The sequence below is a fragment of the Arthrobacter sp. CJ23 genome (assembly GCF_024741795.1).
Taxonomy (GTDB): Bacteria; Actinomycetota; Actinomycetes; order Actinomycetales; family Micrococcaceae; genus Arthrobacter.
In genome coordinates this window covers 4,343,772-4,368,553 of sequence record NZ_CP102950.1, presented here as the reverse complement: position 1 = coordinate 4,368,553, position 24,782 = coordinate 4,343,772, and the positions used below count along the sequence as shown (strand labels likewise).

Annotated in this window: 22 protein-coding genes; 11 read left to right on the top strand and 11 right to left on the bottom strand. The window is 66.2% G+C overall.

Annotated features, from left to right (window positions below; all coding sequences use genetic code 11):
* Positions 1–100 precede the first annotated feature (100 nt).
* Entirely contained in the window at positions 101–379 is a 279-nt protein-coding gene (locus NVV90_RS19745) for an HPr family phosphocarrier protein (RefSeq protein WP_258438931.1), read from the bottom strand.
* Positions 380–426: 47 nt separating this feature from the next.
* On the bottom strand, positions 427–2,127 hold the full coding sequence (gene ptsP / locus NVV90_RS19740) for a phosphoenolpyruvate--protein phosphotransferase (protein WP_258438930.1): 1,701 nt from the start codon (positions 2,125–2,127) through the stop codon (positions 427–429).
* Positions 2,128–2,242: 115 nt separating this feature from the next.
* On the opposite strand from ptsP, the gene NVV90_RS19735 reads away from it, so the two are divergent.
* The 3 genes from NVV90_RS19735 to NVV90_RS19725 are packed head-to-tail and all read left to right on the top strand — an operon-like array spanning position 2,243 to position 6,152.
* Positions 2,243–2,965, top strand: a complete 723-nt coding sequence (locus tag NVV90_RS19735) for a TetR/AcrR family transcriptional regulator (RefSeq protein WP_258438929.1) — start codon at positions 2,243–2,245, stop codon at positions 2,963–2,965.
* Positions 2,966–3,024: 59 nt separating this feature from the next.
* Positions 3,025–4,992, top strand: a complete 1,968-nt coding sequence (locus tag NVV90_RS19730; protein ID WP_258438928.1) for a PTS mannitol transporter subunit IICBA — start codon at positions 3,025–3,027, stop codon at positions 4,990–4,992.
* Complete coding sequence (locus tag NVV90_RS19725; protein WP_258438927.1) at positions 4,992–6,152, top strand: mannitol-1-phosphate 5-dehydrogenase; 1,161 nt, start codon at positions 4,992–4,994, stop codon at positions 6,150–6,152. Before NVV90_RS19730 ends, NVV90_RS19725 begins: the two co-directional genes overlap by 1 nt.
* Positions 6,153–6,220: 68 nt before the next feature.
* Here NVV90_RS19725 and cycA read toward each other — a convergent pair whose 3' ends face one another.
* The 5 genes from cycA to NVV90_RS19700 all read right to left on the bottom strand — a co-directional run bounded on the left by cycA (position 6,221) and on the right by NVV90_RS19700 (position 10,078).
* The gene (gene cycA, locus NVV90_RS19720) at positions 6,221–7,681 is read right to left on the bottom strand and encodes a D-serine/D-alanine/glycine transporter (RefSeq protein WP_258438926.1); all 1,461 of its coding nucleotides are present in this window, start codon (positions 7,679–7,681) and stop codon (positions 6,221–6,223) included.
* A 151-nt stretch (positions 7,682–7,832) separates the two neighbouring features.
* A complete protein-coding gene (locus NVV90_RS19715; RefSeq protein WP_258438925.1) occupies positions 7,833–8,597 on the bottom strand; it encodes an ABC transporter permease in 765 nt (254 codons plus the stop codon).
* Positions 8,594–9,379, bottom strand: coding sequence for an ABC transporter ATP-binding protein (locus tag NVV90_RS19710; RefSeq protein ID WP_258438924.1), 786 nt, complete (start codon positions 9,377–9,379; stop codon positions 8,594–8,596). Before NVV90_RS19710 ends, NVV90_RS19715 begins: the two co-directional genes overlap by 4 nt.
* A complete protein-coding gene (locus NVV90_RS19705) occupies positions 9,376–9,747 on the bottom strand; it encodes a DUF1048 domain-containing protein (protein WP_258438922.1) in 372 nt (123 codons plus the stop codon). Before NVV90_RS19705 ends, NVV90_RS19710 begins: the two co-directional genes overlap by 4 nt.
* 1 nt (position 9,748) lies before the next feature.
* Positions 9,749–10,078 carry a PadR family transcriptional regulator gene (locus NVV90_RS19700; protein ID WP_258438920.1) on the bottom strand — a complete coding sequence of 110 codons (330 nt, stop codon included), beginning with the start codon at positions 10,076–10,078 and terminating at the stop codon, positions 9,749–9,751.
* Between the two features lie 104 nt (positions 10,079–10,182).
* Here NVV90_RS19700 and NVV90_RS19695 point away from each other — a divergent pair, with 104 nt between their 5' ends.
* Complete coding sequence (locus tag NVV90_RS19695; protein ID WP_258438919.1) at positions 10,183–10,689, top strand: GNAT family N-acetyltransferase; 507 nt, start codon at positions 10,183–10,185, stop codon at positions 10,687–10,689.
* A gap of 96 nt (positions 10,690–10,785) precedes the next feature.
* Here NVV90_RS19695 and NVV90_RS19690 read toward each other — a convergent pair whose 3' ends face one another.
* The 3 genes from NVV90_RS19690 to NVV90_RS19680 all read right to left on the bottom strand — a co-directional run bounded on the left by NVV90_RS19690 (position 10,786) and on the right by NVV90_RS19680 (position 15,132).
* A complete protein-coding gene (locus tag NVV90_RS19690; RefSeq protein ID WP_258438918.1) occupies positions 10,786–12,240 on the bottom strand; it encodes a sugar porter family MFS transporter in 1,455 nt (484 codons plus the stop codon).
* A 340-nt stretch (positions 12,241–12,580) separates the two neighbouring features.
* On the bottom strand, positions 12,581–13,936 hold the full coding sequence (locus NVV90_RS19685) for a formimidoylglutamate deiminase (RefSeq protein WP_258438917.1): 1,356 nt from the start codon (positions 13,934–13,936) through the stop codon (positions 12,581–12,583).
* Positions 13,933–15,132 (bottom strand): allantoate amidohydrolase, encoded by a 1,200-nt coding sequence (locus tag NVV90_RS19680; protein ID WP_258438916.1) that lies wholly within the window; start codon positions 15,130–15,132, stop codon positions 13,933–13,935. Before NVV90_RS19680 ends, NVV90_RS19685 begins: the two co-directional genes overlap by 4 nt.
* A gap of 246 nt (positions 15,133–15,378) precedes the next feature.
* Between NVV90_RS19680 and NVV90_RS19675 the strand changes: the two genes are divergently transcribed.
* From NVV90_RS19675 to NVV90_RS19645, 7 genes are all read left to right on the top strand, one after another.
* Positions 15,379–16,062: an IclR family transcriptional regulator gene (locus tag NVV90_RS19675; RefSeq protein ID WP_258438915.1), complete on the top strand. Its 684-nt coding sequence runs from the start codon at positions 15,379–15,381 to the stop codon at positions 16,060–16,062.
* The gene (locus tag NVV90_RS19670; protein ID WP_258438914.1) at positions 16,059–17,165 is read left to right on the top strand and encodes an ATP-binding cassette domain-containing protein; all 1,107 of its coding nucleotides are present in this window, start codon (positions 16,059–16,061) and stop codon (positions 17,163–17,165) included. Before NVV90_RS19675 ends, NVV90_RS19670 begins: the two co-directional genes overlap by 4 nt.
* Positions 17,162–17,812, top strand: a complete 651-nt coding sequence (locus NVV90_RS19665) for an ABC transporter permease (protein ID WP_258438913.1) — start codon at positions 17,162–17,164, stop codon at positions 17,810–17,812. Before NVV90_RS19670 ends, NVV90_RS19665 begins: the two co-directional genes overlap by 4 nt.
* On the top strand, positions 17,809–18,528 hold the full coding sequence (locus NVV90_RS19660; RefSeq protein ID WP_258438912.1) for an ABC transporter permease: 720 nt from the start codon (positions 17,809–17,811) through the stop codon (positions 18,526–18,528). Before NVV90_RS19665 ends, NVV90_RS19660 begins: the two co-directional genes overlap by 4 nt.
* A 116-nt stretch (positions 18,529–18,644) precedes the next feature.
* Entirely contained in the window at positions 18,645–19,556 is a 912-nt protein-coding gene (locus tag NVV90_RS19655) for an ABC transporter substrate-binding protein (RefSeq protein WP_258438911.1), read from the top strand.
* A 23-nt stretch (positions 19,557–19,579) separates the two neighbouring features.
* A complete protein-coding gene (locus NVV90_RS19650) occupies positions 19,580–21,421 on the top strand; it encodes a urocanate hydratase (RefSeq protein ID WP_258438910.1) in 1,842 nt (613 codons plus the stop codon).
* 137 nt (positions 21,422–21,558) lie between these two features.
* Entirely contained in the window at positions 21,559–23,007 is a 1,449-nt protein-coding gene (locus NVV90_RS19645; protein WP_258438909.1) for an aromatic amino acid lyase, read from the top strand.
* 24 nt (positions 23,008–23,031) lie between these two features.
* On the opposite strand, the gene NVV90_RS19640 is transcribed toward NVV90_RS19645, so the two are convergent.
* Positions 23,032–24,684, bottom strand: coding sequence for an MDR family MFS transporter (locus NVV90_RS19640; RefSeq protein ID WP_258438908.1), 1,653 nt, complete (start codon positions 24,682–24,684; stop codon positions 23,032–23,034).
* Positions 24,685–24,782: the final 98 nt, after the last annotated feature.

The window sequence follows — 24,782 nt, the reverse complement described above, 5'->3', positions numbered from 1 at the left end:
GCACGTCGATTGCTCCGTAACGGCCCTTTTAGGCAGCCAAAACGGCAGTTGCGGAGCAATCGATGTCCCTGGAAGCCAATCCTGGAAGCCGCGGCAGAAGCTACTCGGCGTCGAGGTCCGTTTCGAGCAGCGTGACCAGGGAATCGAGGGCCGCGTCCGCGCCGTCGCCCTCGGCCCGGAGCACCACCACGTCGCCCTTAGCGGCACCGAGCGTCATGAGCGAGAGGATGCTGGCGGCGTCGAGCGCGTCCTCGGCCGGCTCTCCCACGTGGGCGATGGTCACCTCAACGGGCAGCTCGCCCGCGGCTTCGGCGAAGATGGCCGCGGGGCGGGCGTGCAGCCCGGAGCGGCTGGCGATGGTGGCGGTGCGTTCGGACATGGTTTTCTCCTAAATTGTGGCTTGAAGACAGCAGGGGTGGGGAGGCCTTAGAGCCCGAGTTCGTCCAGTATGGGCAGCTTGGCACGGACCCAGTCGCGGGCCTCGGTGGCGCTCGGGGCCGACAGCGCCAGGCGGGCCAGCTCCCGGGCCTGCTCCAGCGTGACGGTCTTGAGCACGGTCCCCACGGCGGCCAGCGAGCGGGCGGTCATGGACAGGGTGGAGACGCCGAGCCCGGTGAGGACGACGGCGAGGGCCGGGTCCGCGGCTGCCTCGCCGCAGACGCCCACGGGCTTGTTGTTGCCCTCCCGGCCCAGACCTTCCAAGGCCGAGCCTTCCACGGTGAGCTGGACCAGGCGCAGCACGGCGGGCTGCCACGGGGTGTTCAGTTCCGCAAGCGGGCCGAGCTGCCGGTCGGCAGCCATGGCGTACTGCGTGAGGTCGTTGGTGCCCAGGGACGCGAAGCCCACCTCGGCCAGCACGGTGGCTGCGGTGAGGGCGGCTGAGGGGACCTCCACCATGACACCCGGCGTCTTGATCCCGGCCGCCTCGCAGAGCGACGCGAAGCGCGCGGCTTCGGCCGCCGTCGAGATCATGGGGGCCATGACCCAGACCTCGGCCTCGGAACCGGCTGCCGCCAGGGCGATGGCCTGGAGCTGGCGCTCCAGCACGCCGGGGGTGGTGAAGTCGGTGCGATAGCCGCGTACGCCCAGGGCCGGGTTGGGTTCGCTGGCATCCGTGAGGAACGGCAGGGGCTTGTCCGCGCCGGCGTCGAGGGTGCGGAGCACCACCTTCTTGCCGGGGAACGCATCAAACACGGCCTTGTATGCGGCCGCCTGCTCGTCCACGGAGGGTTCGGTGTCCCGTTCCAGGAAGCAGAATTCGGTGCGGAACAAGCCCACGCCTTGGGCGCCCAAACCGGCAGCGGCCACGGCATCCTTGGCCCCGCCCACGTTGGCGAGCAGCGGCACCAAGTGGCCGTCCGCCGTCGTGCCGTTTCCGTCGAACACCGCCAAGACCGCGGAGGTTTCGGCCCAAGCGGCCGCGGCAGCGCGCTGCTCCTCCGAGGGAGAAACGGCCACGAAACCGGCGGCGCCGTCCACATAAACCTCGGACCCATCCAAAACCGAATCAACGCCATGCGCGGCGACCACCGCGGGCAGGCCCAGGGAACGGGCAATGATCGCGGTGTGCGACTGTGGCCCGCCGCCAGAGGTCACCAGCGCGAGGACCAGGGAGGGATCCAGCGTGGCGGTGTCCGCGGGGGCCAGGTCCTCGGCCACCAGGATGAACGGCGTATCGGACGAAGGGATCCCCGGGGCGGGGACGCCGCGCAGTTCGGCGACGATGCGGGCGCGGACGTCCAGGACATCCGTGGCACGCTCGGCCATGTAGCCGCCCAGGTTGTGCAGCATCTCCGCGACGGAGGCCCCGGCTTCCCAGATGCCGCGCTCTGCGGAGGACCCGGCGTTGACCAGCTTGGCGGCGGCCTTGAGGAGCATGGTGTCCGTGGCCATGAGGGCGGTTGCCTCGAGGACGGCCTTGCCGTCCCCGCTGGCCCTCTCCGCCCGCGCCTTGAGTTCGTCGTGGACGGCCCGGGCCGCGGTTTTCAGGCCGGCGACGGCGTCCTCCGCTGTGGTGTCCGCGGCCAGGCGCTCGCCCGACGGCGGTTCGCTGACTGGCTTGGGCATCTGGCGGATGGTGCCGATGATGCGGCCGGGGCTGACGCCCACTCCCTGGAAATTCTGCATTGAATCCTCTGTCCCTGCTCTTGGTCGGACTCACTGGCTGCGGCGCCTCGGGGTCCGAAAAAATCTCCTGTGATTCACTTCATATAGCGTTGCTATAGGTGCTAGGGTAGCGGTTATGAGTTTCGATGACCAGCTTCCGCCAAAGATCCGGCTGCTCCGTGCGGCAGCCGAATTGCTGGCAAATTCGGACGGGTCACCGGTCTCCACGCGCCAGATCACCAAGCTTGCCGGGGTCACGGCCCCCACGCTTTACCACCACTTCGGCGACAAGGAGGGGCTGTTCGACGCCGTCGTTGCAGCCGGCTTCGAGGAGTACGTGGCGGGGGAGCGCGACTTTGCGCCTTCGGGAGAACCCCTGGAGGACATCCGCCGGATGTGGGACAACCACGTCCAGTTCGGGCTGACCCAGCCGCACCTGTACTTGGTGATGTTCGGCAATATCCGTCCCGAAAGCCGCCCGGCCATTGTGGCCGATGCCGAGGCGCTTCTGGAGGAAATGCTGAACAAGGCCGCGATCGCCGGCCAGATCAACGTGCCGCCGCGTGAGGCGGCCAGAAGCATCCTTGCGGCCAATGTGGGCGTCACGCTCATGCTGATCGCAGATCCGGTGGAAGACAGGAATCTCGAGCTCTCAACGATGACCCGGGACTCCATGATCTTCGCCGTCTCCACGGAAAAAACCCGTGGCGCCGCGGCCGACGACTCCGGCAAGTCGTCGGTGGTTGTTGCGGCAATCGCCCTGAATGCGGCCCTCCAGGCCTCGCATTCGGACCAACTTTCCAGTTCGGAGCTGAAACTCTTCCTCGAGTGGCTGCACCGCATCTCCAGCAGTTCCTAGTCTGCTGGTCGACTTCGTCTGATTCCGCACAGCTGCGGGACCCACGTTAGGAATTCACAATGGCAACAGAGACAGTTGCGAAGCCGCGCACCAGCCTGCGCGTAGGGATCCAAAAGTTCGGGACGTTCCTGTCCGGCATGATCATGCCCAACATCGGCGCGTTCATTGCCTGGGGCATCATCACAGCCCTGTTCATTGAAAAGGGATGGATCCCGGTCGCGGCCTTGGGCGGCTTCGGTACGAACGCCGAGGGTGTTCCCAACGTCGGGCTCGTCGGACCCATGATCACCTACCTGCTGCCACTGCTGATCGGCTACACCGGCGGCAAGATGGTTTATGACGTGCGCGGCGGGGTCGTCGGTGCCATCGCCACCATGGGCGTCGTTGTCGGCGCCGGAATCCCGATGTTCATCGGTGCCATGATCATGGGCCCCCTGGGCGGCTGGACCATGAAGAAGATCGACGCCCTCTGGGACGGCAAGATCCGCCCCGGCTTCGAAATGCTGGTGAACAATTTCTCCGCCGGCATCTGGGGTGCGGGGTTGGCCCTGCTCAGCTTCTACGGCCTCACCCCGGTGGTCAAGGCATTCTCCACGGGCGCGGGAAACGCGGTCCAGTTCCTCGTCGACAACGGCCTCCTGCCGCTGACCAGCATCTTCATCGAACCGGCCAAGGTCCTGTTCCTGAACAACGCCATCAACCACGGCGTGCTCACGCCGCTGGGCGTCCAGCAGTCACTCGAACAGGGCAAGTCCATCCTGTTCCTGCTCGAGGCCAACCCTGGCCCCGGCTTCGGCATCCTGCTTGCGTACATGTTCTTCGGCCGCGGCGCCGCGAAGGCTTCGGCGCCCGGTGCCGCCATCATCCACTTCCTTGGTGGCATCCACGAGATCTACTTCCCGTATGTCCTGATGCGCCCTCTGCTGATCCTGGCCGCGATCGCCGGTGGCATGACCGGCATCGCAACGCTGGCCATCACGAACTCCGGCCTCGTCGCACCGGCGGCACCAGGGTCCATCATCGCCGTGATCGCGCAGACCTCCCGTGACAGTTACGTGGGCGTCATTCTCTCCGTGCTGCTCGCCACGACGGCCTCCTTCCTGGTGGCTTCGCTGATCCTGAAGACCACCAAGCACAGCGATGAGGGCGACCTCAGCGCGGCCACGTCCAAGATGGAAGCCATGAAGGGCAAGAAGAGCTCCGTTTCCTCGGCCCTCACGGGCGGCGTCGGCACGGCTGTCCTGACCCGTCCCGTCCAGAACATCGTGTTCGCTTGCGACGCTGGCATGGGCTCCAGTGCGATGGGCGCCTCGGTGCTCCGCAACAAGATCAAGGCTGCCGGTTTCCCGGACGTCAAGGTCACCAACTCGGCCATCGCCAGCCTCAGCGACACCTTCGACGTCGTGATCACCCACCAGGACCTCACCGAGCGCGCCAAGCCGGTCACGTCCAGCGCCGTGCACTTCTCCGTGGACAACTTCATGAACAGCCCGCGGTATGACGAGATCGTTGAGCTAGTGAAGAGCAGCAATGCGGGCACCGGTTCGGCGGGCTCGACGGCGGTTGCCGAGCCTGCTGCGGCGGGCGCCCCTGCAAAGGACGTCCTTCGGCCCGACAGCGTTGTCCTCAACGGCACCGCCACGGACCGCGACTCGGCCATCGACGAGGCCGGCAGGCTGCTGCTCGCCCGCGGCGCCGTGGACACGGCCTACCTGCAGGCCATGCACGAGCGCGAGGAATCCGTCTCCACGTACATGGGCAGCTTCCTGGCCATCCCGCACGGCACCAATGCAGCGAAGAGCCACATCATGCACTCGGCCGTGTCGATCGTCCGCTACCCGCAGGGCATCGACTGGGGCGGCAAGCAGGTCAAGTTCGTCGTCGGCGTGGCCGGCATGAACAACGAGCACCTCCACATCCTGTCCTCGATCGCCAAGATCTTCACCAACAAGGCCCAGGTGGCCCAGCTTGAGGAAGCCACCACGGTTGAGGAAGTGCTGGAGCTGTTCGGGAAGGTCAACGCATAGTGAAGGCAGTCCATTTTGGGGCCGGGAACATCGGCAGGGGCTTCGTCGGCCTGCTGCTGCACGAGGCCGGGTACGAGGTGGTGTTCGCCGACGTCGCGGACGCCCTGATCAGCCAGCTCGCCGCAGCAGACAGCTACCAGGTCCATGAGGTGGGCGAGACCCCCGCGGTGAAGACCGTCTCCGGGTTCCGCGCCCTCAACTCGGGCAGCGAAGAAGATGCCGTCGTCGCGGAAATCGCGACGGCGGACGTGGTCACCACGGCGGTGGGGCCGCACATCCTCAAGTTCGTGGCTCCCGTGATCGCGCGCGGCCTGGCCGGCCGTTCGCCGTCGCTGCCGCCTTTGCAGGTCATGGCCTGCGAGAACGCCATCAACGCCACGGACCTCCTGCACCTGGAAATCCGTGGCGCGTGGGACGCCGGTACCGGCGAAGGCGCGGGCGAGCTCGACGCCGTCGCGGTGTTCGCGAACACCGCAGTGGACCGCATCGTCCCCAACCAGGCGCCGGGCCAGGGCCTGGACGTCACGGTGGAGACGTTCTACGAGTGGGTCATCGACCGCACGCCGTTCGACGGCAAGGCGCCCGTTATTCCCGGGGCGACGTTCGTGGACGAGCTCGGCCCGTACATTGAGCGCAAGCTGTTCACGGTCAACACGGGCCACGCCTCGGCCGCCTACTTCGGCTACGCCGCCGGCCTGGAAAAGATCTCGGACGCCATGGCCGATCCGTCTGTGGCTGCGAAGGTCCGGGCCGTGTTGGAGGAAACCAAGCAGCTGCTGGTGGCCAAACACGGCTTTGTGGAGGCCGAGCAGGAAGCCTATGTGCAGAAGATCCTGTCCCGCTTCACCAACCCGCACCTGCCGGACACCGTGAACCGGGTGGGCCGTGCCCCGCTGCGCAAGCTGGGCCGGCATGAACGGTTCATCGGCCCGGCCGCGGAACTCGCCGAGCGCGGCGTCACGCCTGTGGCCCTGCTTGAGGCGATGGCTGCGGCCCTGCGCTTCGACGACGGCGCGGACGACGAAGCCGTGGAGCTCGCCCGGATGCTCGCCGAGATGGACTCCGCCGAGGCGGTGGAACGCATCACCGAGCTGCCGCCCGCGCACCCGCTGTTCGCGCAGGTGCAGAAGCTGATCGAGGAGCGCAAGGCCGAGGCGTAAACCATCCTAAAGATGGCCGACGTCGGCACCCATGGTGGGTGCCGGCGTCGGGCTTTGGCGTGTGGGGCTTAGCGCGCCGCCGCGGTTTCCGCCTCGGCCATCGCCTTCCACTCGGCCACGCGGGCCTGGTGGAGCGGGGACTTGCGGACCACGGCGTAGGCCGCGCCCAGGACCGCGAACCAGATGGGCGTCACCAGCAGTGCCGTGAGCGTGTCCGGCTGCGTGGTCAGGGCCCAGATCAGGAAGGCGAAGAAGGCGAAGACCACCCAGACCATCGGGATGCCGCCGGGCAGCTTGAAGGTGGAGCTCTTGTGGAGCCCGGGCCGGCGCTTCCGGTAGACGAGGTAGCTGGCCAGGATGATGGACCAGACGAACATGAAGCAGACCGCGGACACGGTGGTGACCATGTCGAACGCGACGCCCACGTCCTTGCCCGCGTAGAGCAGCACGACGCCGGCCAGCAGCAGCACGCAGGACAGGAACAGCGCGTTCTGCGGGACCTTGCGGCGGGACAGGCGGCCGAACACCTTGGGGGCATCGCCGTCGTTCGCCAGGCCGAACACCATGCGCGAGGTGGAGTAGATGCCGGAGTTGGCCGAGGACATCGCCGAGGTCAGCACGACCAGGTTGACCACCATGGCGGCCATGCCGAGTCCGGCCAGGGAGAACATGCCGATGAAGGGGCTGTGGCCGGCCTTGAACTCGGTCCACGGGGTGACGGACATCAGGATGATGAGGGCGCCTACGTAGAAGAGCATGACGCGCACCGGGATCGCGTTGATGGCGCGGGGCAGGTTGTGCTCCGGGTTCTTGGTTTCGGCTGCGGCGGTGCCCACCAGCTCGATGCCCACGAAGGCGAACACGGCGATCTGGAAGCCGGCCACGAAGCCCATGAATTCCTTGGGGAAGAGGCCGCCGTGGCTCCAGAGATTGGTGAAGCTTGCAGTGCCTGCGGAGGACTGGAAGCCGGTGAAGATCATCACCAGGCCCACGGCGATCAGAGCGACGATGGCCACGATCTTGATGAGCGCAAACCAGAATTCGGTCTCGCCGAAGGCCTTGACCGTGGGCAGGTTCAGCAGGAGCAGGATGGCGATGGTGCCCACGCCCGGGATCCAGAGCGGGATGCCCGGCATGAGCTCATTGGCGTAGCCTGCGATCGCAATGACGTCGGCAACTCCGGTGACCACCCAGCAGAACCAGTAGGTCCAGCCGGTGAAGAAGCCGGCCCAGGGGCCCAGCAGGTCCGCGGCGAAGTCGCTGAAGGACTTGTAGTTCAGGTTGGACAGCAGCAGCTGCCCCATGGCGCGCATGACGAAGAACAGCATGAAGCCGATGATCATGTACACGAAGATCACGGAGGGTCCGGCCACGGAAATGGTCTTGCCCGAGCCCATGAACAGGCCTGTTCCGATGGCGCCGCCGATGGCCAGGAGCTGGATGTGGCGGTTGCTCAGCGAGCGTGACAGGTGGGGCTCGCTGTCCCGGCTTGAGGCAGTGCGCTGCCCCGTTGTTGTCTGGTCGGACATTAGTTCAAGAACCCTTCGGGAGACCCGCCATAATGGTGACGGCCGTTACAAATCTGTTCGATAAAGCTATAGCTAATGTCTGACAAATGACCAATCGGCCCGCATGGCGAAAGCTCCCGCCTCGGAAGGGGGAGCTTTGCCTGTGGGGTGCCTAGGCGGTCTTCCGCCGGTACGCGGCCATGGCGAAGGCGTAGGCGAGAACCAGGATGCCGAAGCACCAGGCCAGCGCAATCCAGATGTCGCTGCCCACCGGCTGCTGCGCGAACAGCGCGCGGATGGAGTTCACGATCGAGGTCACTGGCTGGTTCTCGGCGAACCAGGCCACCGGGCCCGGCATCGTCGCGGTCGGCACGAAGGCCGAACTGATGAACGGCAGGAAGATCAGCGGGTAACTGAACGCGCTGGCGCCGTCGACGGTTTTCGCGGAGAGCCCGGCGATCACGGCCAGCCAGGTCAGGGCGAGCGTGAACAGGACCAGGATGCCGGCGATAGCAAGCCAGGCCCCCACGGATGCTCCGGTGCGGAACCCCATAAGGAGGGCCACTCCGACGACGATCGCCACCGAGACGAGGTTGGCCACCAGCGAGGTGAGCACGTGCGCCCAGAGCACGCTCGACCGCGCGATCGGCATGGACTGGAAGCGCTCGAAGATGCCGCCCTGCATGTCGAGGAACAGGCGGTAGGCGGTGTAGGCGATGCCGGAGGCAATCGTGATCAGCAGGATGCCGGGGAGCATGTAGTTGATGTACGACTCGTCGGATCCGGTATTGATCGCGCCGCCAAGCACGTACACGAACAGCAGCATCAGCGCGATCGGAGTGACCGCGGTGGTGATGATCGTGTCGGGGCTGCGCAGGATGTGGCGCAGCGAGCGGCCGGTGAGGACGCGGGTATCGCTGAGGACGTGGGTGCTCATCGGGATGCCTCCTGTTCTTTCTGCTCTTCAGCCGTCTCGCCGACAAGCGCCAGGAAGACGTCTTCGAGTGAGGGCTGCTTCTCGACGTACTCGATCTCGGCCGGCGGCAACAGCCGCTTGAGCTCGTCGAGCGTGCCGTTCTGGATGATCGTGCCCTTGTGCAGGATCGCGATGCGGTCGGCGAGATGCTCGGCCTCGTCGAGGTATTGGGTGGTGAGCAGCACTGTTGTGCCGTTCTGGGCGAGATCCTTGACCGTGTTCCACACCTCGATGCGCGCCTGCGGGTCGAGCCCGGTGGTCGGCTCGTCGAGGAAGATCACCTTCGGCTGGCCGATCAGGCTCATTGCGATGTCGAGACGGCGGCGCATGCCGCCCGAGTATTCGGCTGCCTTGCGGCCGCCGGCCTCGGTGAGCGAGAAGCGCCCCAGCAACTCGTCGGCGATCGCCCCCGGGTTCTTCAGGTGCCGGAGCTTCGCGACCAGCACGAGGTTCTCCCGGCCCGTGAGCACTTCGTCCACCGCGGCGAACTGCCCGGTCAGGCTGATCGACTCGCGCACATCGCCCGGGTTGGCGGCGACGTCGAAGCCGTGCACTGTCGCGGTTCCCGCGTCGGCCTTCAGAAGCGTCGAGAGGATGCGCACGAGCGTGGTCTTCCCGGCCCCGTTCGAGCCGAGGAGGGCGAAGATGCTGCCCGCCGCCACCTCGAAGTCCACGCCGCGCAGCACGTGCAGATCCTTGAAGGACTTCTCCATGCCCTGCACCCGGATTGCCGTGGCCGTCATTGCCCTGCCTCCTTCGCCTTCGCCTTGTCGACCGCCTCGTTGAGACGCGCCCGTTCCTTGTCGATCCACCGCGTTCCGCCGTAGGCCTGGGCGAAGCTCTCGGCGAACTCGATGGGATCTTCGCCGACGATCTCGCTCACGGGAGTGCCGTCGATGGCGGCGCGTTCCCACAGGTCCGCGAGGTCCGAGTGCATCTGCACGATCGTCTCCCCTTCAGTGACGCCGCCGTAGTACATGAAGTACCGGTTGAAGGCGTTTGCCACGCTGAGGTAGGGCTCGGGCAGGGCATCCAGCCGCGCCTTGGACTGCTTGTACTGCTTCTTCTGTTCAAGCGAGCCGGTGACCAGCTCGATCCACTTCGCTGCCATTTCAGTTTCCTCCCTTGCGGAGCTGTTCAAGCCGTTCGGACAAGAAGCTCCATGTGTTCCAGAATTCGTCCAGTTCCTTTTCGCCCTGCGCGTTGAGCGTGTACACCTTGCGGGGCGGCCCCTTTTCGGACGGCACCTTCTCGACGTCCACCAGGCCCTTTTGCTCGATCCTGACCAGCAGCGCGTACACGGTGCCCTCGGCGATTTCGGTGAAACCCTGCGCCCGGAGCAGCGTGGTGATCTCGTATCCGTATGCCGGGTTTCCGGTCAGGAGGGCCAGAACGATGCCCTCCAGTGTCCCCTTGAGCATCTCCGTTGTTTGCTTGCCCACCGGACACCTCCCTTCACTACTCAGTATTACTAGCTACCACTACATAGTAGAACTAGGTACCGGTACTTAGCAATACTGAGTTCCAAGGAAAATGGCATGCTGGGGTGGTGACTTCAGATTCCGCCGCCGTGCCCGCCCTGCTGACTACCGACGTCGACGGCGGGACGTTCGCCCTGCGCCAGGCGGTCAGGGCGGATCTCCCCGCGATCCTGCGGCTCCTCGCCGACGACCAGCTGGGTGCCGCGCGCGAAAGCGCCGACGATCTGGCTCCGTATGAGCAGGCTTTTGACGCGATCGACGCCGACCCGGCCCACCTTCTGGTGGTGGGTGAACTGGGTGGCGCTGTGGTGGCGACGTTCCAGCTCAGCTATCTTCCGGGCCTGTCGCGCAAGGGTTCATGGCGCGCCCAGATCGAGGCCGTCCGTGTATCCGGGGAGCTCCGCGGCCAGGGCGTCGGCGCGCTGATGATCCAGTGGGCCATTGACCAGGCCCGCGGGCGGGGTTGCTCGCTGGTGCAGCTGACCACGGACAAGTCCCGGATCGCCGCGCACCGCTTCTATGAGCGCCTGGGGTTCGTCGCGAGCCATGAAGGCATGAAGCTCACCCTCTGAGAATCAGCCCCGAACGCGAGATGGCACGTCGCGGCAATGTTCCATTTGGAACACTGCCGCGACGTGCCATCTCGCGCGTGAAGGAGGGTGCGGAGGCTACTTGCTGGCCAGCGCTGCCACCTTGGCGCCCTTGGGCACGAACAGCGTTTCGGCCTGCTCCAGCGACATACCGTTCGTTTCCGGCACCTTGAACATGACAAAGAAGAACGACGCCGCCGCGAACAGCGCGTACATGGCATACGTCAGCGGCAGCGAACCCGCGGCCATGACCGGGAAGCTGAGCGTGATGGCGAAGTTCGCGATCCACTGCGCGGCCGCCGCGAGACCCAGGGCCCGGGCACGGATGCGGGAGGGGAAGATCTCGCCCAGGAGCACCCAGACCAGCGGGCCCCAGGAAGCGCCGAAGCTCACCACGAAGACGTTGGCGGCAACGAGCGCCACGGGACCCCACGCGCCGGGCAGGGAAATCTCGGAGCCGGTGCCCACCGAGGAGGAGAAGGCCAGGGCCATGGCGCCCAGTGAGACGGCCATGCCGATGGAGCCAGCCAGCAGGATGGGGCGGCGGCCGATGCGGTCCACCAGGGCGATCGCCACGAGGGTCACCAGGATGTTGGTGACGGAGGTGGCCACGGAGATGGCCAGGGAGTCCTGCTCGTGGAAGCCCACGGCCTTCCACAGCGTGGTGGAGTAGTAGAAGATCACGTTGATGCCCACGAGCTGCTGCAGCACGGACAGGATGATGCCGATCCACACCACCGTCTGCAGGCCGAAGGTCTTCCCGCGCAGGGAGCCCTTCTTGGTGGAAAGCTGGTCCTGCTCGATCGATTCGCGGATTTCGCGGATGTGCCGCTCGGTGTCGTCGCCGGGCATGAGGGTGTCGAAGACCTTGCGGGCCGCGTCCTCCTTGCCGTTCAGGACCAGGAAGTGCGGGGATTCGGGCAGGCGGAACGCGATCCAGCCGTAGATGCCGGCAGGCACGGCGCAGGCGATGAACATCCAGCGCCAGGCCTCGATGCCCAGCCAGAACGGCTGGCCCGCGCTGCCCGCGGAGGTGGCCAGGACGGCGTCGGACAGCAGTGCGGCAAAGATGCCCGTGGTGATGGCGAGCTGCTGCAGTGAGGCGAGGCGGCCGCGCACGTGCCGCGGGGAGATCTCGGAAATGTAGGCCGGTGCGATCACCGATGCCAGGCCGATGCCGAGTCCGCCCACCAGGCGCCACACGATGAGGTCCCACACGCCGAACGCCAGGCCGGTGCCCACGGCGCTGACAAGGAACAGAAGGGCCCCCAGCTTCATGGCGGGGATGCGGCCGTACTTGTCGGCGACTTTCCCGGCCAGGTAGGCGCCGGCGGCACAGCCGAGCAGCGCCACCGCCACGGCGAAGCCCGTGACGGCCTCGCTCATCAGGAACTCGTCCTTCATGGCGTCCACGGCGCCGTTGACCACGGAGGAGTCGAAGCCAAACAGGAATCCGCCGACCGCGCCGGCGACGGCAAGGCCGATCACCTTGCGGGGCACCGGGGGCAGGCCTTCGGAGCTGGAATTGGACATGGGTCTCCCTTGGGAATGGGGTGGGTTGCTGCGGTGCGGACGTCGTCGGCTGTTCCGACGGGGACGCCGGTGCACTCGCGCTACACAGTGTGGCATGTCATAACAAGAAAGTTCCAGCCAAGGTGACTTGCATGACATGAATTCACATTGTTAACACAGAAGCCCGGCTTGTCGGCAGAAGGTTCGCGAGGAACACGCGCAAACGTGCCTGAATGGCCGGAAGGGTGCCTTTTGAGTCAACTAGTTGAACGCAAGGAACGACGGCGGCAGGGGCCTGGGCGCACCAGCCACGTGCCGCCGTCGAGCCTTTTGCTAACTGGATCACACCCAAGGTGAGTCGCTAGGAGAGCTCCTTCAACGCTTCGGTCAGGAGGCTGCCCGGCCTGCCGAGGCGCCTGTGCACGCCTTGGGAAGCGAGCAGCTCTCCGGCGATGACGACGTCGGTAACGTCGCTCGCAGTCGCACTGAAGGTCATCTGGAGCGGCCGGGATCCGGCGGTGCGGGTCGAAGCGGGATCGATGACCATGAGGTCACAGACTGCGCCGATGTGCAGCGCCGAGGAAGCGATGGGGGTGGCCATGGATCGTGCGGCCCCATCCGTTGCGGCCCGCAGCAGTTCCTGCGGGGAGAACCTGCCGCGCTGCCCGGTGCCCAGGCGTTCCCCGTGTTCCAGCGTCCGCATTTCAATCCAGGGATCGATCACCGCGTGCTGGTCCGTGCCGAGGGCTATGGCGGCTCCGGCGTCGGAAAGCTCCCTTGCGGGGCCGATCCCGTCCGCGAGGTCGGCCTCGGTGCTTGGGCACATCACCACGGTTGCCCCGGCTTTTCCGAGCAGGGCGATGTCGTCGTGCGTCAGGTGCGTGGCGTGGACGGCGGAGAGCCTTTGGGACAGCAGCCCGTGGCGCTCCAAGAGTCCGGCCGGGGTGGTGCCGTAGGCCTCCAGGCAGGCTTCGTTTTCCGCGGGTTGTTCGCTCAGGTGGATGTGGAGGGGGATATCGGCAGGCAACTCCCGGGCAACAACCTTGAGGTCTTCTTCGGGCACGGCACGGACGGAATGCAGGGCAGCACCCACGCTCACGAGATCCGGTGAATAGTCCTTCGCTATCGCAGTCCGAAGCGAGGAGAGGCGGTCCAGCCAGGCTTCGACACCGGCGTCCCCGAACCTTGCCTGTTCGGGGCTGAGTGGCGTTCCAATTCCTCCGGCCAGATACAAAGTGTCCAAGAGGGTGAGGCGGATCCCGGCTGACATTGCCGCCCGGACGAGGGCCAGCTCCATGGCATGCGGTTCAGCATAGGGTGCGCCGCTGAGCTGGTGGTGGACATAGTGGAATTCGGCCACACTGCTGAAGCCGGCTACCACCATTTCAGCGAAGACGGCAGTGGCCAGCTTCTCGTATTTCTCCGGAGTCAGCTCGGACGCGCTCCGGTACATCTGCTCCCGCCACACCCAGAAGTCTCCGCGACCGTCATGGGTACGCCCGCGCAGGACTCTGTGGAAAGCGTGCGAATGGGCGTTGGCCGCTGCCGGGAAGGTTATGCCAAGCAGTTTCGTATCACCTTGCTGGGGCTGGACTCCCGTGGTGATGTTCGAGATGCGGCCGTCCTGTGTCTCCAGGCGTACGCCGGCGGCCACTTCCGGAGCGCCCGTGCCGCCGTTGACTGTGATGAGGGCACTCTCGCACCAGAACCCGTTCACAGAAGTTCCTCCAGAACATCCGCCAGGGCAGCCGCGCCGGCCGAGGCGTCCTCGTCAGCCACGTACTCTTCCGGCGAATGCGAGATTCCGCTGGGATTGCGGACAAAGAGCATCGCGGAGGGAACGTATCCGGCCAGCACGCCCGCGTCGTGCCCTGCGCCGGTTGCCAGCACGGGAGCGCCCGGCAGGACCCCGCTGATGCGTCGGCTCAGCTCGGCATCGAAGTGCACGGTATCGCTATACGACTCCTCGGTGAGGGTCACCGTGCATCCTTCGCCAGCCGCGACTTCCCTGGCCGAACGGTAGATCGCTTCGATGAGTTGCGCCGTCACGGCGTCGTCCGGGTGGCGGGCATCAAGCCACAGATCGACGCGCGACGCGATCACATTGGTACCGCCCGGGACGGGCGTCAAGCGGCCGACGGTTGCCCGGGCATCCGGCTGCTTCGCGGCGATATCGCGCACGGCGAGTACGATCTGCGCGGCCGCCACCATCGGATCGGAGCGGTCGGCCATGAGGGTGGTGCCGGCGTGGTTACCTTGGCCGCCCACGCTCATTTTCCAGCGTCCATGGCCCAGGATCGAGCTTCCGACGGCGATGGCCGGCCCGCCCTGCCCCAGCCCCTTGCCCTGTTCCACGTGCAATTCAACGAAGTCGCCGATCCGTGCCAAAGCCTCCGGATCGGGGCCGACATGCCGGGGATCCAGCCCGTTGCCCCGCGCGACGTCGGCGAAAGTATCGCCGTTGACGTCGCGCAGGTTCAGCGCCTTGTGGACGTCGATGGCCCCGGTCAGGAGCCGCGACCCCAGGCAGGCCACACCAAAGCGGGACCCTTCTTCCTCCGGGAAGACCGTGATGGCCAAAGAGCGCGGCGGCTGAACTCCGCGCGCCTTGAGGATATCGACGGCGGCCAGCGCCGAAGCGACGCCGAGCGGTCCGTCGAATGCTCCTCCGCCCGGGACTGAATCGAGGTGGCTGCCGGTGACCAGGGCGCCGTCGTGGGGTTTTCCCCACCAGGCCCAGATGATCCCGTTGCGGTCGGTCTCGACGTCGAGGCCGCGCTGTTGGGCCTGCTCGATGAACCAGTGCCTGAGGTCGAGCTCGGGCGTCGAGTAGACGGCCCTGGAGTAACCTCCGCGCACCGCATCGCGGCCTACGTCCTTGATCGAGTCAAGGAGCTTATTAACGGTTTCCACGTGTTCCTCCGATGTTGAAGACTGCCACCAAGTAAAAAGCACATGCCACTCCATGACAAGGGCTTGAGTGGAAAACCGGCACAATTAACAGCCCCGAAACACCGCCGACACCTCCCGGTGACGTGCAGCGTCTCAAATCCCGGAATCTCAGGAAATTTGGCGAAACCTCTTGCCGTGGTGTGAAAAGTGGTTTTTACTGGATGGCAAGAAGGTTGTGATGTGGGCCACGGAAAGTGAAGGTGTGTGATGGCAGATTCCTCCACCCGGACAGTAGAGAGGGCGCTCGCCCTCTTGGGAGCAGTTTGTTCCGAAGGAGCCATTGCCCTGAGCGATGCCGCGAGGTTCGCGGACCTCTCGCCAAGCACCGCCCTTCGCCTCCTGCGCACGCTTGAAGGCAGCGGCTTTGTCTCCAGGGACGGCGGCGGGAACTTCCGCCCCGGCGCCAGCATCATCCAGCTGGGTGCACTGGCTCTCGGCAAAGAATCGCTCGTGGCGTTGTGCACACCCGCCATGAAGCGACTCGTCGCTGAAACGCGCGAATCCTGCTATCTGAGCATTCCCGGGGTTGGGGACACGGGAATCTACATCGCGATTGTTGAGGGCACTCATTCGATCAGGCACTCCAGCTGGGTGGGGCGGAGCATCCCGCTCGAAGGCACAGCCTCCGGCCAAGTACTCAAGGGCGAACAGCCCGAGCGTGGCTTTGCCGTGGTGCGGAGCGGTGTGGAGGACGACGTCACGGCCATCGCCGCGCCGGTGGTCATGGGGGGACGGACGGTGGCTTCCTTGAGCATCGTGGTTCCCAGCTACCGCGTGGACGAGCTGAAGGCCCTCAAGATCGGCCAGCAACTGGTGGAGGAAGCTGACAACGTCCTCACACTGAACACCGAAAACCATGAGCTACCCCAGGAAAGCATGGAAGCAAAATGATCAAGTTTGAAAATGTCACCAAGGCATACCCCGACGGTACTGTCGCCGTCGACGGCCTCAATCTGGAGGCGCCCACCGGCAAGCTGACCATCTTGGTTGGCCCGTCAGGCTGCGGCAAGACGACGTCCTTGAGGATGATCAACCGCCTCATCGAACCCACCAGCGGCACCATCTACCTGGATGACCAGCCCACCTCCGGCATGGACGCAGCGTTGCTTCGACGCAGGATCGGCTACGTCATCCAGCACGCCGGACTCTTCCCGCACCGCACCATCGTGGACAACGTCGCCACCATGCCGGTCCTGCTGGGCGAGAGCCGGCAGAAGGCCCGCACCAAGGCGCTTGAACTGATGGAGCGCGTCGGCCTGCCCGCCAGTTTCGCCAAGCGTTACCCGTGGCAGCTCTCCGGTGGCCAGCAGCAGCGCGTTGGCGTTGCCCGTGCCCTGGCTTCCGACCCGGCGTTCATGCTGATGGATGAGCCTTTCAGCGCCGTGGATCCCGTGGTCCGCGGGCAGCTGCAGGAGGAGTTCCTTCGCCTGCAGCGCGAGATCGGCAAGACCATCATCATGGTCACCCACGACATCGATGAAGCCCTCAAGCTCGGCGACCAGGTTGCCGTGATGCGCGTCGGCGGCAAGCTGGCCCAGATGGCTTCCCCGTCGGAGCTGCTCACCTCGCCGGCGGATGAATTCGTGGCGGACTTCGTCGGCCGTGACCGCGGCTACCGCTCGCTCGGTTTCACCAAGACGGCCGGGGCTGTGGCCATCGGCGAAGAGGCCGTGGTCCAGCTCGGCGCTTCTGCGGAAGAGGCCCGCGCCAAGGCCTCGGGTGCTTGGGTGTTGGTAGTCGACGGCGGCCGGAAGCCTCTCGGCTGGGCGCAGCCGGAGCTTCTCGATGGTGAGCTGAAGAGGGAGCACCTGAACCTCAGCGGCACCTCGGCGGCCGCATCCGGCACCATGCGCCAGCTGCTCGACGCCGCCCTCTCCTCGCCCAGCCGCCGCGGCGTGGTGGTCAATGAGCACGGCGAACTGATCGGCACCGTGACTGCCACGGACGTCGTCAAGGCCATTGAAGCCGAGCCACACCTGGAGACGGCGCGATGAACTTCGAGTGGCTGGGCCGCCAGTTCGACAACATTGTCTTCCTGCTCGGCTGGCACGTCTTGCTGGCCGTCACCCCGCTGATCCTGGGCCTGCTGATCGCATTGCCCCTGGGCTGGTGGGCACACCGGAGCCGCCGCATCTACCCGCTGCTGGTGGGTGTCGCAGGCCTCCTCTACACCGTTCCGTCGCTTGCGCTGTTCGTGTTGCTGCCCTTGGTCCTTGGCACCAAGATCCTGGACCCCATGAACATCGTGGCCGCACTGACCATCTACACCGTGGCCCTGCTGGTGCGCGTAGTGGCAGACGCCCTGGACTCCGTTCCCGAGGACACCGTCCAGGCCGCCAAGGCCATGGGCTACCGCGGATACCAAAGCCTGGTGAAGGTGGAACTGCCCGTGGGTGTCCCCGTCATCAGCGCCGGCCTGCGCGTGGCCGCCGTATCCAACGTGAGCCTCGTATCCGTGGCCGCACTGTTGGGCATCCCGCAGCTTGGCTCGCTCTTCACCCAAGGCTTCCAGCTGCGCTTCTTTACCCCGATCATCGCCGGCATCATCCTCTGCGTGGTCCTGGCCATGATCCTGGACGGACTGATCATCCTTCTCAACCGGTGGCTGACACCGTGGACCCCCAAGGTGGTGGCATCGTGATCAACTACTTGTTCGACCCCGCACACTGGAGCGGCGCAGACGGCATCCCCAACCTGATCGGCGAGCACCTGCTCTACTCGCTCATCGCCCTGGCCATCGCGGCCGTCATCGCCGTTCCCCTGGGCATCTACATCGGCGTCACCGGCAAGGGCGTCTTCATGATCGCCGGCCTGGCCAACGCCTTGCGCGCACTCCCCAGCGTGGGCCTGCTCATCCTGCTGGTCCTGCTGATTTCCCCGGCTTTCCCGTCCAAGATGGGCTACATCCTGCCCAGCCTCATCGTCCTGGTGCTGCTGGCTGTCCCGCCCATCCTGACCAACACCTATGCCGGCGTCCGAGCTGTGGATGCCGCCGCCGTCGACGCCGCCAGGGGCATGGGCTTCCGGACCATGAAGATCCTCACGGATGTCCAGCTCCCGTGCTCGCTTCCGCTGGTTTTGTCCGGTGTCCGCAGTGCACTGCTGCAGATCATCTCGACGGCCACCATCGCGGCGTACATTTCGCTCGGTGGCCTGGGCCGCCTGCTGATCGACGGCAAGGCCCAGAACGACTACAGCCAGATGGTTGCCGGCGCCGTCCTGGTCGCTTTGCTGGCCCTGTTCTTTGACCAGTTGCTCGCATTCATCACCCGCCGGGTTGTCTCACCAGGACTGACGCGGCGCACCATCAAGTCGGCTGTTGCAGCCGAACCCGTGAAGACCCCCGTCACGGTCTAGCTCGCTACCCCGCGTCATCCGCCGTCGGGCACCCCGCCCCACGGCGGCAACACCACTCAGCCCACCCCCACTTGGCCACCGCATGCCCCGCAACGGCCCTCCCAGAAAGAATTGACATGAAAAAATACCTTCCCGGCTTCGCCTTGGCGGCAGCCACCGCTATCGCCCTGAGTGCTTGCGGCGGAGACCCCATGGGCTCCTCCAACACCTCCCAGGCCGCTGCCTCCACGGACAGCATCATCGTGGGCTCCGCCGACTTCCCGGAAAGCCAGCTCATCGCGAAGATTTACGCCGAGGCACTCAAGGCCAAGGGCGTCCAGGTCACCGAGAAGCCCAGCATCGGCAGCCGCGAAGTCACCATTCCGGCGCTGAAGGACGGCTCCATCGACCTCATGCCGGAGTACGGCGGAGCCCTCCTTCAGTACCTCGACTCCGCCACCAAGGCGGTGACCTCGGATGAAGTCACCAAGGAGCTGAGCACCAAGATCCCGTCCGGGCTGACCCAGCTGACGGCGTCGAAGGCACAGGACAAGGACGTCCTGGCCGTCAAGAAGGAGACAGCCGAAAAGCACAACCTCAAGTCCATCAGCGACCTCCAGCCCGTGGCCAAGGAACTCGTCCTGGGCGGCCCGCCGGAGTGGAAGACGCGCATCAACGGTGTTGCCGGCCTGAAGTCCGTCTACGGTCTCGAGTTCAAGGAATTCTCGGCGCTCGACGCCGGCGGTCCGCTCACGCTGAACGCCCTCCTTTCCGGCCAGGTACAGGTAGCCGACCTCTTCAGCACCGATCCTGCACTCGCCGCCAACAACCTGGTTGCCCTCGAAGACGACAAGAACCTGTTCTTGTCCGAAAACATCGTGCCCGTCATCAGCCAGAAGAAGGCCACGGACACGGTCAAGAGTGTTCTGGACAAGGTTTCCGCGGCGCTGACCACCGAAGACCTGATTCAGATGAACGGCCGGACCGCCAAGTTCGAGGACATCGGACAGATCGCCAAGGACTGGCTCAAGTCGAAGAACCTGGCATAGTCCGGAATCTTGAGGAGAACACAATGACTGCCGATTTCACCACCGGAACCCGTCCGGTCAAGGCGCCCCGCGGCACGGAGCTGTCCGCCAAGAGCTGGCAGACCGAAGCGCCGCTGCGCATGCTGATGAACAACCTGGATCCCGAGGTCGCCGAGCACCCCGAGGACCTCGTGGTCTACGGCGGCACCGGCCGCGCCGCGCGCTCCTGGAAGGCGTTCGACGCGATCGCGGACACCCTGAGGGACATGGAAGAGGACGAGACCCTGCTGGTCCAGTCCGGCAAGCCGGTGGGCGTCTTCCGCACCAACAAGTGGGCCCCGCGCGTGCTGATCGCCAACTCCAACCTCGTCGGGGACTGGGCAACGTGGCCCGAATTCCGCCGCCTCGAGGCCGAGGGCCTGACGATGTACGGGCAGATGACCGCCGGTTCCTGGATCTACATCGGCACCCAGGGCATCCTGCAGGGCACCTACGAAACCTTCGCCGCCGTCGGCAACAAGCTGGCAGCCGAAGGCCGCCACCCCGCTCCCGCTGCGGAAGGCTCCACCGAGGGCCCGCTGGCCGGGACGCTGACCCTGACGGGCGGCTGCGGCGGCATGGGCGGCGCCCAGCCGCTCGCCGTCACCCTGAACGACGGCGCCTGCCTGATCGTGGACGTCGACGAGACCCGGCTGCGCCGCCGCGTCGGCAAGCGCTACCTGGACGAGGTCGAGACCGACCTGGACGCCGCCATCGCCAAGGTCCAGAAGGCCAAGGAAGAGCGCCGCGGCTGGTCCGTGGGCTACGTCGGCAACGCTGCCGAGGTCTTCCCCGAACTGCTGCGCCGCCACAAGGCCGGCGAGCTGAGCATCGACGTCGTCACCGACCAGACCTCCGCCCACGACCCGCTGTCCTACCTTCCCGAGGGCATCACCGTCGAGGAATGGCACGCCGAGGCCGCCGCGGACCCGGAAGGCTTCACCAAGAAGGCGCAGGCCTCCATGGCCCGCCACGTACAGGCCATGGTCGAGTTCCAGGACGCCGGCGCCGAGGTCTTCGACTACGGCAACTCCATCCGTGACGAAGCACGCAAGGGCGGCTACGGGCGGGCGTTCGAATTCCCCGGCTTCGTCCCGGCCTACATCCGCCCGCTGTTCTGCGAGGGCCTGGGCCCGTTCCGCTGGGTGGCGCTCTCCGGCGACCCGGAAGACATCCGCGTCACCGACGAAGCCATCAAGGAGCTCTTCCCGGAGAACAAGCACCTGCACAAGTGGATCGACGCCGCCCAGGAGCGCGTGGAGTTCGAAGGCCTCCCGGCCCGGATCTGCTGGCTCGGCTACGGCGAACGCCACCAGGCCGGCCTGCTTTTCAACAAGCTCGTCGCCGAGGGCAAGGTCAAGGCCCCGATCGTCATCGGCCGTGACCACCTCGACTCCGGCTCCGTGGCCTCCCCGTACCGCGAGACCGAAGCCATGAAGGACGGCTCCGACGCGATCGCCGACTGGCCGCTGCTGAACGCCCTGACCGCCGCCTCCTCCGGCGCCACCTGGGTGTCCATCCACCACGGCGGCGGCGTGGGCATCGGCCGGTCCATCCACACCGGCCAGGTCTCCGTGGCCGACGGTACGGACCTCGCTGCCGAGAAGCTCGAGCGCCTCCTCACCAACGACCCCGGCATGGGCGTCATCCGCCACGTCGACGCCGGCTACGAACGCGCCGTCGAGGTCGCCGCCGAACGCGGCGTCCGCATCCCCATGAACCCCCTAGCCTCGCAAGTCCCCACCAGCTCCCAGCCTTCGCAAGCTCAGGCCGGGTCCCTCGCCGGTGTGGCCCCACGGCCAGGGAACCCTGTTCACGGGGGCCCAGCCATGAACGAAACCCGCTAGCCCCCGGCGATCCGAACCCAACTAGGTAGCGGCAAGTGTCGTTTTGAGCGCTCAAAACGACACTTGCTGCTACCTAGTTGGGGACGGCGGGGGCCGGTAGGTTCAAGAAACTCAAGCAACTTCCAAGGGAGCATTCCATGATTGAGATCGATGGCCTGCAGTTGGACTTGTCGGACATTGTCTACGTGGCCCACGGCCAACAGGTCAGGCTTTCTCCCGAGGCCTTGGCCCGGATGGCCGAATCCCAACGCTCGGCGGAGGCCACCGCACGGCGACGGCCCGTCTACGGCCGGTCCACCGGCGTCGGGGCCAACCGCACAGTGTCCCTCTCGGCACGCGACGGTCAGGATTCCCATGGACTCAAACTGCTCCGCAGCCATGCCGTAGACGCCGGCAGGCCCCTGGACCGACCAACAGTCCGCGCCATGCTTGTGGTCCGGCTGTCCCAGCTGGCCGCCGGCGGCTCCGGCATCAACCCGGCCGTGGCCGAGTCCCTCGCTGAGCTGCTGAACGCCGATGTCCTCCCCGAGGTCCGCGAATTCGGCGGGATCGGGACGGCCGATCTCCCCGCCCTTGCCGGGACGGCGCTGACCATGCTCGGGGAGCGAAAGCCGCTCGACGGCGGATCCCTCCCCTTCCGCCTCGAGCAATGGGCCACAGCCGACGCCCTGCCTTTCATCAGCTCGAGCGCCCTCACCATCGCCCAGGCCGTCCTGGCCCACCAGGAACTCGAACGGCTGCTGGCCAACGCCACCACGGTTGCCGCCATGTCCTTCGTCGCGATGTCCGGCAACACGGAGGCATTCGGCCCGGCCGTGGCAGCTGCCGCAGACACGCCCGCGGTCGGCGAAGCGGCCCGGACAATCCGCGTCCTCGTCGAAGGAACAGGAGACCCCGCCCGGATCCAGGACCCCTACTGCCTGCGCACCCTGCCGCAGATCATCGGGTCCCAAGCCGAGGAACTCCAAGCCCTCGGGAAGCTGTTGGAGCGGCTCGTGACCGCAGGCAACGAGAACCCGCTGGTCCACGGATCGCCGGCCGACGGCACCAACGACGTAGCGCACCACGGCCTGTTCCAGATGACCAACCTCGCCCGCCGGGCGGACACCCTGCAGCTGGCCATCGGGGCCGCCTGCGCCACCAGCCTGCGCAGGATCGACCTCCTCTGCGACCCCAACTACACGCGCCAGCACCCTTTCCTGGCCGCCGACGGCTCCGGACAGTCCGGCGTCATGATGCTCGAATACGTCGCCGCAGCGGCCGCGGGCCGGATCCGGGCCAACGCCCAGCCCAGCAGCCTGCAGACCGTGGTGTTGTCACTCGGCGCCGAGGAGGACGCCAGTTTTGCCAGCGTGGCCACGGTCCAGCTGCAGTCCACCGCGCACGCCTTGGCGACCATCACCGCCGTCGAGCTTCTGTGCGCCAGCCGGGCGCTTCGCCTGCAGGGACGCAGCCCCGGGGAGTTCGCCAGCCCAAGGCTTCGCGCCGTCATGGCCGCGGGCCTCACGCTGTCCGCCGATGTCGAGGACCGGGACCTGCGTGGGGACCTGGATACGGCGCACGTGCTGGTGCGGGCCACGTACTGAGCGCGCGGCGCGCTTCGGTGGACGCTAGTGTGCCGAAACCGATTCCTTCGGCGCCGCCGTCGGGTCCGTGAGCTTCTTGTTCGGCAGCGCGAAGCTGATCAGGAACGCGAGGAGCGTCAGCGCCGCGGCGGTGAGCATGACGGCGTCGATCGCCTGGGCGAAGCCCTCGGTGATGGGCCGGGTGAGCACCGGGTTGGCCGAGTGCAGCCAGCTGGTGTCGTTGAGCGACTCGTTGTTGGCGCCGTTCTTGAAGAAGTCGTACAGCTTGGCGTTGGCGGGGTCCGCTGCCACGGCCGGGTCGCGCAGCACCGCCTGGTAGTCCGGGCTCGCCACCGCGGACTTCATGCCCTCGGCGATCTTGTCCGCGGCCAGGCTGAACAGCATGGAGATGAACACGGCGGTTCCCACGGCGCCGCCCATGGAGCGGAAGAAGGCCGCGGAGGAAGTGCCCACGCCCATGTCCTTCGGCGGCACCGAGACCTGCATGGCCAGGGTGAGCGGCTGCATGCAGAAGCCCAGGCCCATGCCGAAGAACACGGCGATCAGGCCGGGAACCCAGAGTCCGGTGTCCACGCCCAGGGACAGGCCCATGACCACGGCAGCCGCCGTCAGGATGGCCGTGCCGAGGATGGGGAAGATCCGGAAGGTGCCCGACGCCGAGATGGTGCGGCCAGCGGTGATCGAGCCGAACAGGATGCCCACGGTGAAGGTGATCATCATCAGGCCGGCCTCGGTGGGCGTGAGGCCCTTGACGAGCTGCAGGTACATGGGCAGCATCGCGATGGCGCCGAACATGCCGATGCCGATGATGAAGTTCAGCAGCGAGGACAGGCCGAAGGTGATGTTGGTGAAGAGCCGCAGCGGGATCAGGGCGTAGTCGCCGGCGCGCCTTTCGGCGAGCAGGAACCAGACGATGCCGATCGCGCCCAGGCCGTAGCACAGGAAGGAGTTCAGCGAGGTGAAGCCCCAGCTGCGTCCCTGTTCGGCCACGAGCAGCAGCGGCACAATGGCCAGCGTGATGGCGGCCGCGCCCCAGTAGTCGATCTTCTGCCTCACGTGCCGTGCGGGCAGGTGCAGGTAGAGGAACACGACGGCGAGTGCCGCCAGGCCGATGGGCAGGTTGATGAAGAAGACCCAGCGCCAGCCGTCGAAGCCCAGGATGGTGGAGGTGCCCGCGAAGGCGCCGCCGATCACGGGCCCCAGCACGGAGGAGATGCCGAAGACGGACATGAAGTAGCCCTGGTACTTGGCCCGGTCCTTCAGTGCCACGATGTCGCCGATGATCGTCAGTGCGAGGGCCAGCAGGCCGCCCGCGCCCATGCCCTGGATGCCGCGGGCAATGGCCAGCTCGGTCATCGAGTGCACCGAGCCGGCGTACAGCGAGCCGGCCAGGAAGATCACGATGGCGGCCAGGTACAGCGGGCGGCGGCCGAAGATGTCGCTCAGCTTGCCGTACAGCGGGGTGCTCACCGTGGACGTGATGAGGTACGCGGTGGTGGCCCACGCCTGCAGGGACAGCCCGTCGAGGTCGTTGGCGATCGTGTAGATGGACGTCGAGACGATGGTCTGGTCAAGGGAGGACAGGAACATGCCGAGCATGAGGCCCACCATGACCGTGAGTGTCTGACGGTGCGTCAGGACCTCGCCGGCGGCCCGCACGGGCGTGGTTTTGGACATTGCTTCTCCAAGCGGTGGCAGGAAGTGGGGAATGAGCAGGATAGTTGCTTTCAGTAACTATCCTAATCCCTCATTCATTCCCGCCTGAAGAAAAAGCT

Coding starts and splice junctions, on each gene's coding strand:
- NVV90_RS19745 (WP_258438931.1), bottom strand. CDS start 379: ATGTCCGAACGCACCGCCACCATCGCCAGCCGCTCCGGGCTGCACGCC.
- ptsP (WP_258438930.1), bottom strand. CDS start 2,127: ATGCAGAATTTCCAGGGAGTGGGCGTCAGCCCCGGCCGCATCATCGGC.
- NVV90_RS19735 (WP_258438929.1), top strand. CDS start 2,243: ATGAGTTTCGATGACCAGCTTCCGCCAAAGATCCGGCTGCTCCGTGCG.
- NVV90_RS19730 (WP_258438928.1), top strand. CDS start 3,025: ATGGCAACAGAGACAGTTGCGAAGCCGCGCACCAGCCTGCGCGTAGGG.
- cycA (WP_258438926.1), bottom strand. CDS start 7,681: ATGTCCGACCAGACAACAACGGGGCAGCGCACTGCCTCAAGCCGGGAC.
- NVV90_RS19715 (WP_258438925.1), bottom strand. CDS start 8,597: ATGAGCACCCACGTCCTCAGCGATACCCGCGTCCTCACCGGCCGCTCG.
- NVV90_RS19710 (WP_258438924.1), bottom strand. CDS start 9,379: ATGACGGCCACGGCAATCCGGGTGCAGGGCATGGAGAAGTCCTTCAAG.
- NVV90_RS19705 (WP_258438922.1), bottom strand. CDS start 9,747: ATGGCAGCGAAGTGGATCGAGCTGGTCACCGGCTCGCTTGAACAGAAG.
- NVV90_RS19690 (WP_258438918.1), bottom strand. CDS start 12,240: ATGTCCAATTCCAGCTCCGAAGGCCTGCCCCCGGTGCCCCGCAAGGTG.
- NVV90_RS19675 (WP_258438915.1), top strand. CDS start 15,379: ATGGCAGATTCCTCCACCCGGACAGTAGAGAGGGCGCTCGCCCTCTTG.
- NVV90_RS19670 (WP_258438914.1), top strand. CDS start 16,059: ATGATCAAGTTTGAAAATGTCACCAAGGCATACCCCGACGGTACTGTC.
- NVV90_RS19665 (WP_258438913.1), top strand. CDS start 17,162: ATGAACTTCGAGTGGCTGGGCCGCCAGTTCGACAACATTGTCTTCCTG.
- NVV90_RS19655 (WP_258438911.1), top strand. CDS start 18,645: ATGAAAAAATACCTTCCCGGCTTCGCCTTGGCGGCAGCCACCGCTATC.
- NVV90_RS19650 (WP_258438910.1), top strand. CDS start 19,580: ATGACTGCCGATTTCACCACCGGAACCCGTCCGGTCAAGGCGCCCCGC.
- NVV90_RS19645 (WP_258438909.1), top strand. CDS start 21,559: ATGATTGAGATCGATGGCCTGCAGTTGGACTTGTCGGACATTGTCTAC.
- NVV90_RS19640 (WP_258438908.1), bottom strand. CDS start 24,684: ATGTCCAAAACCACGCCCGTGCGGGCCGCCGGCGAGGTCCTGACGCAC.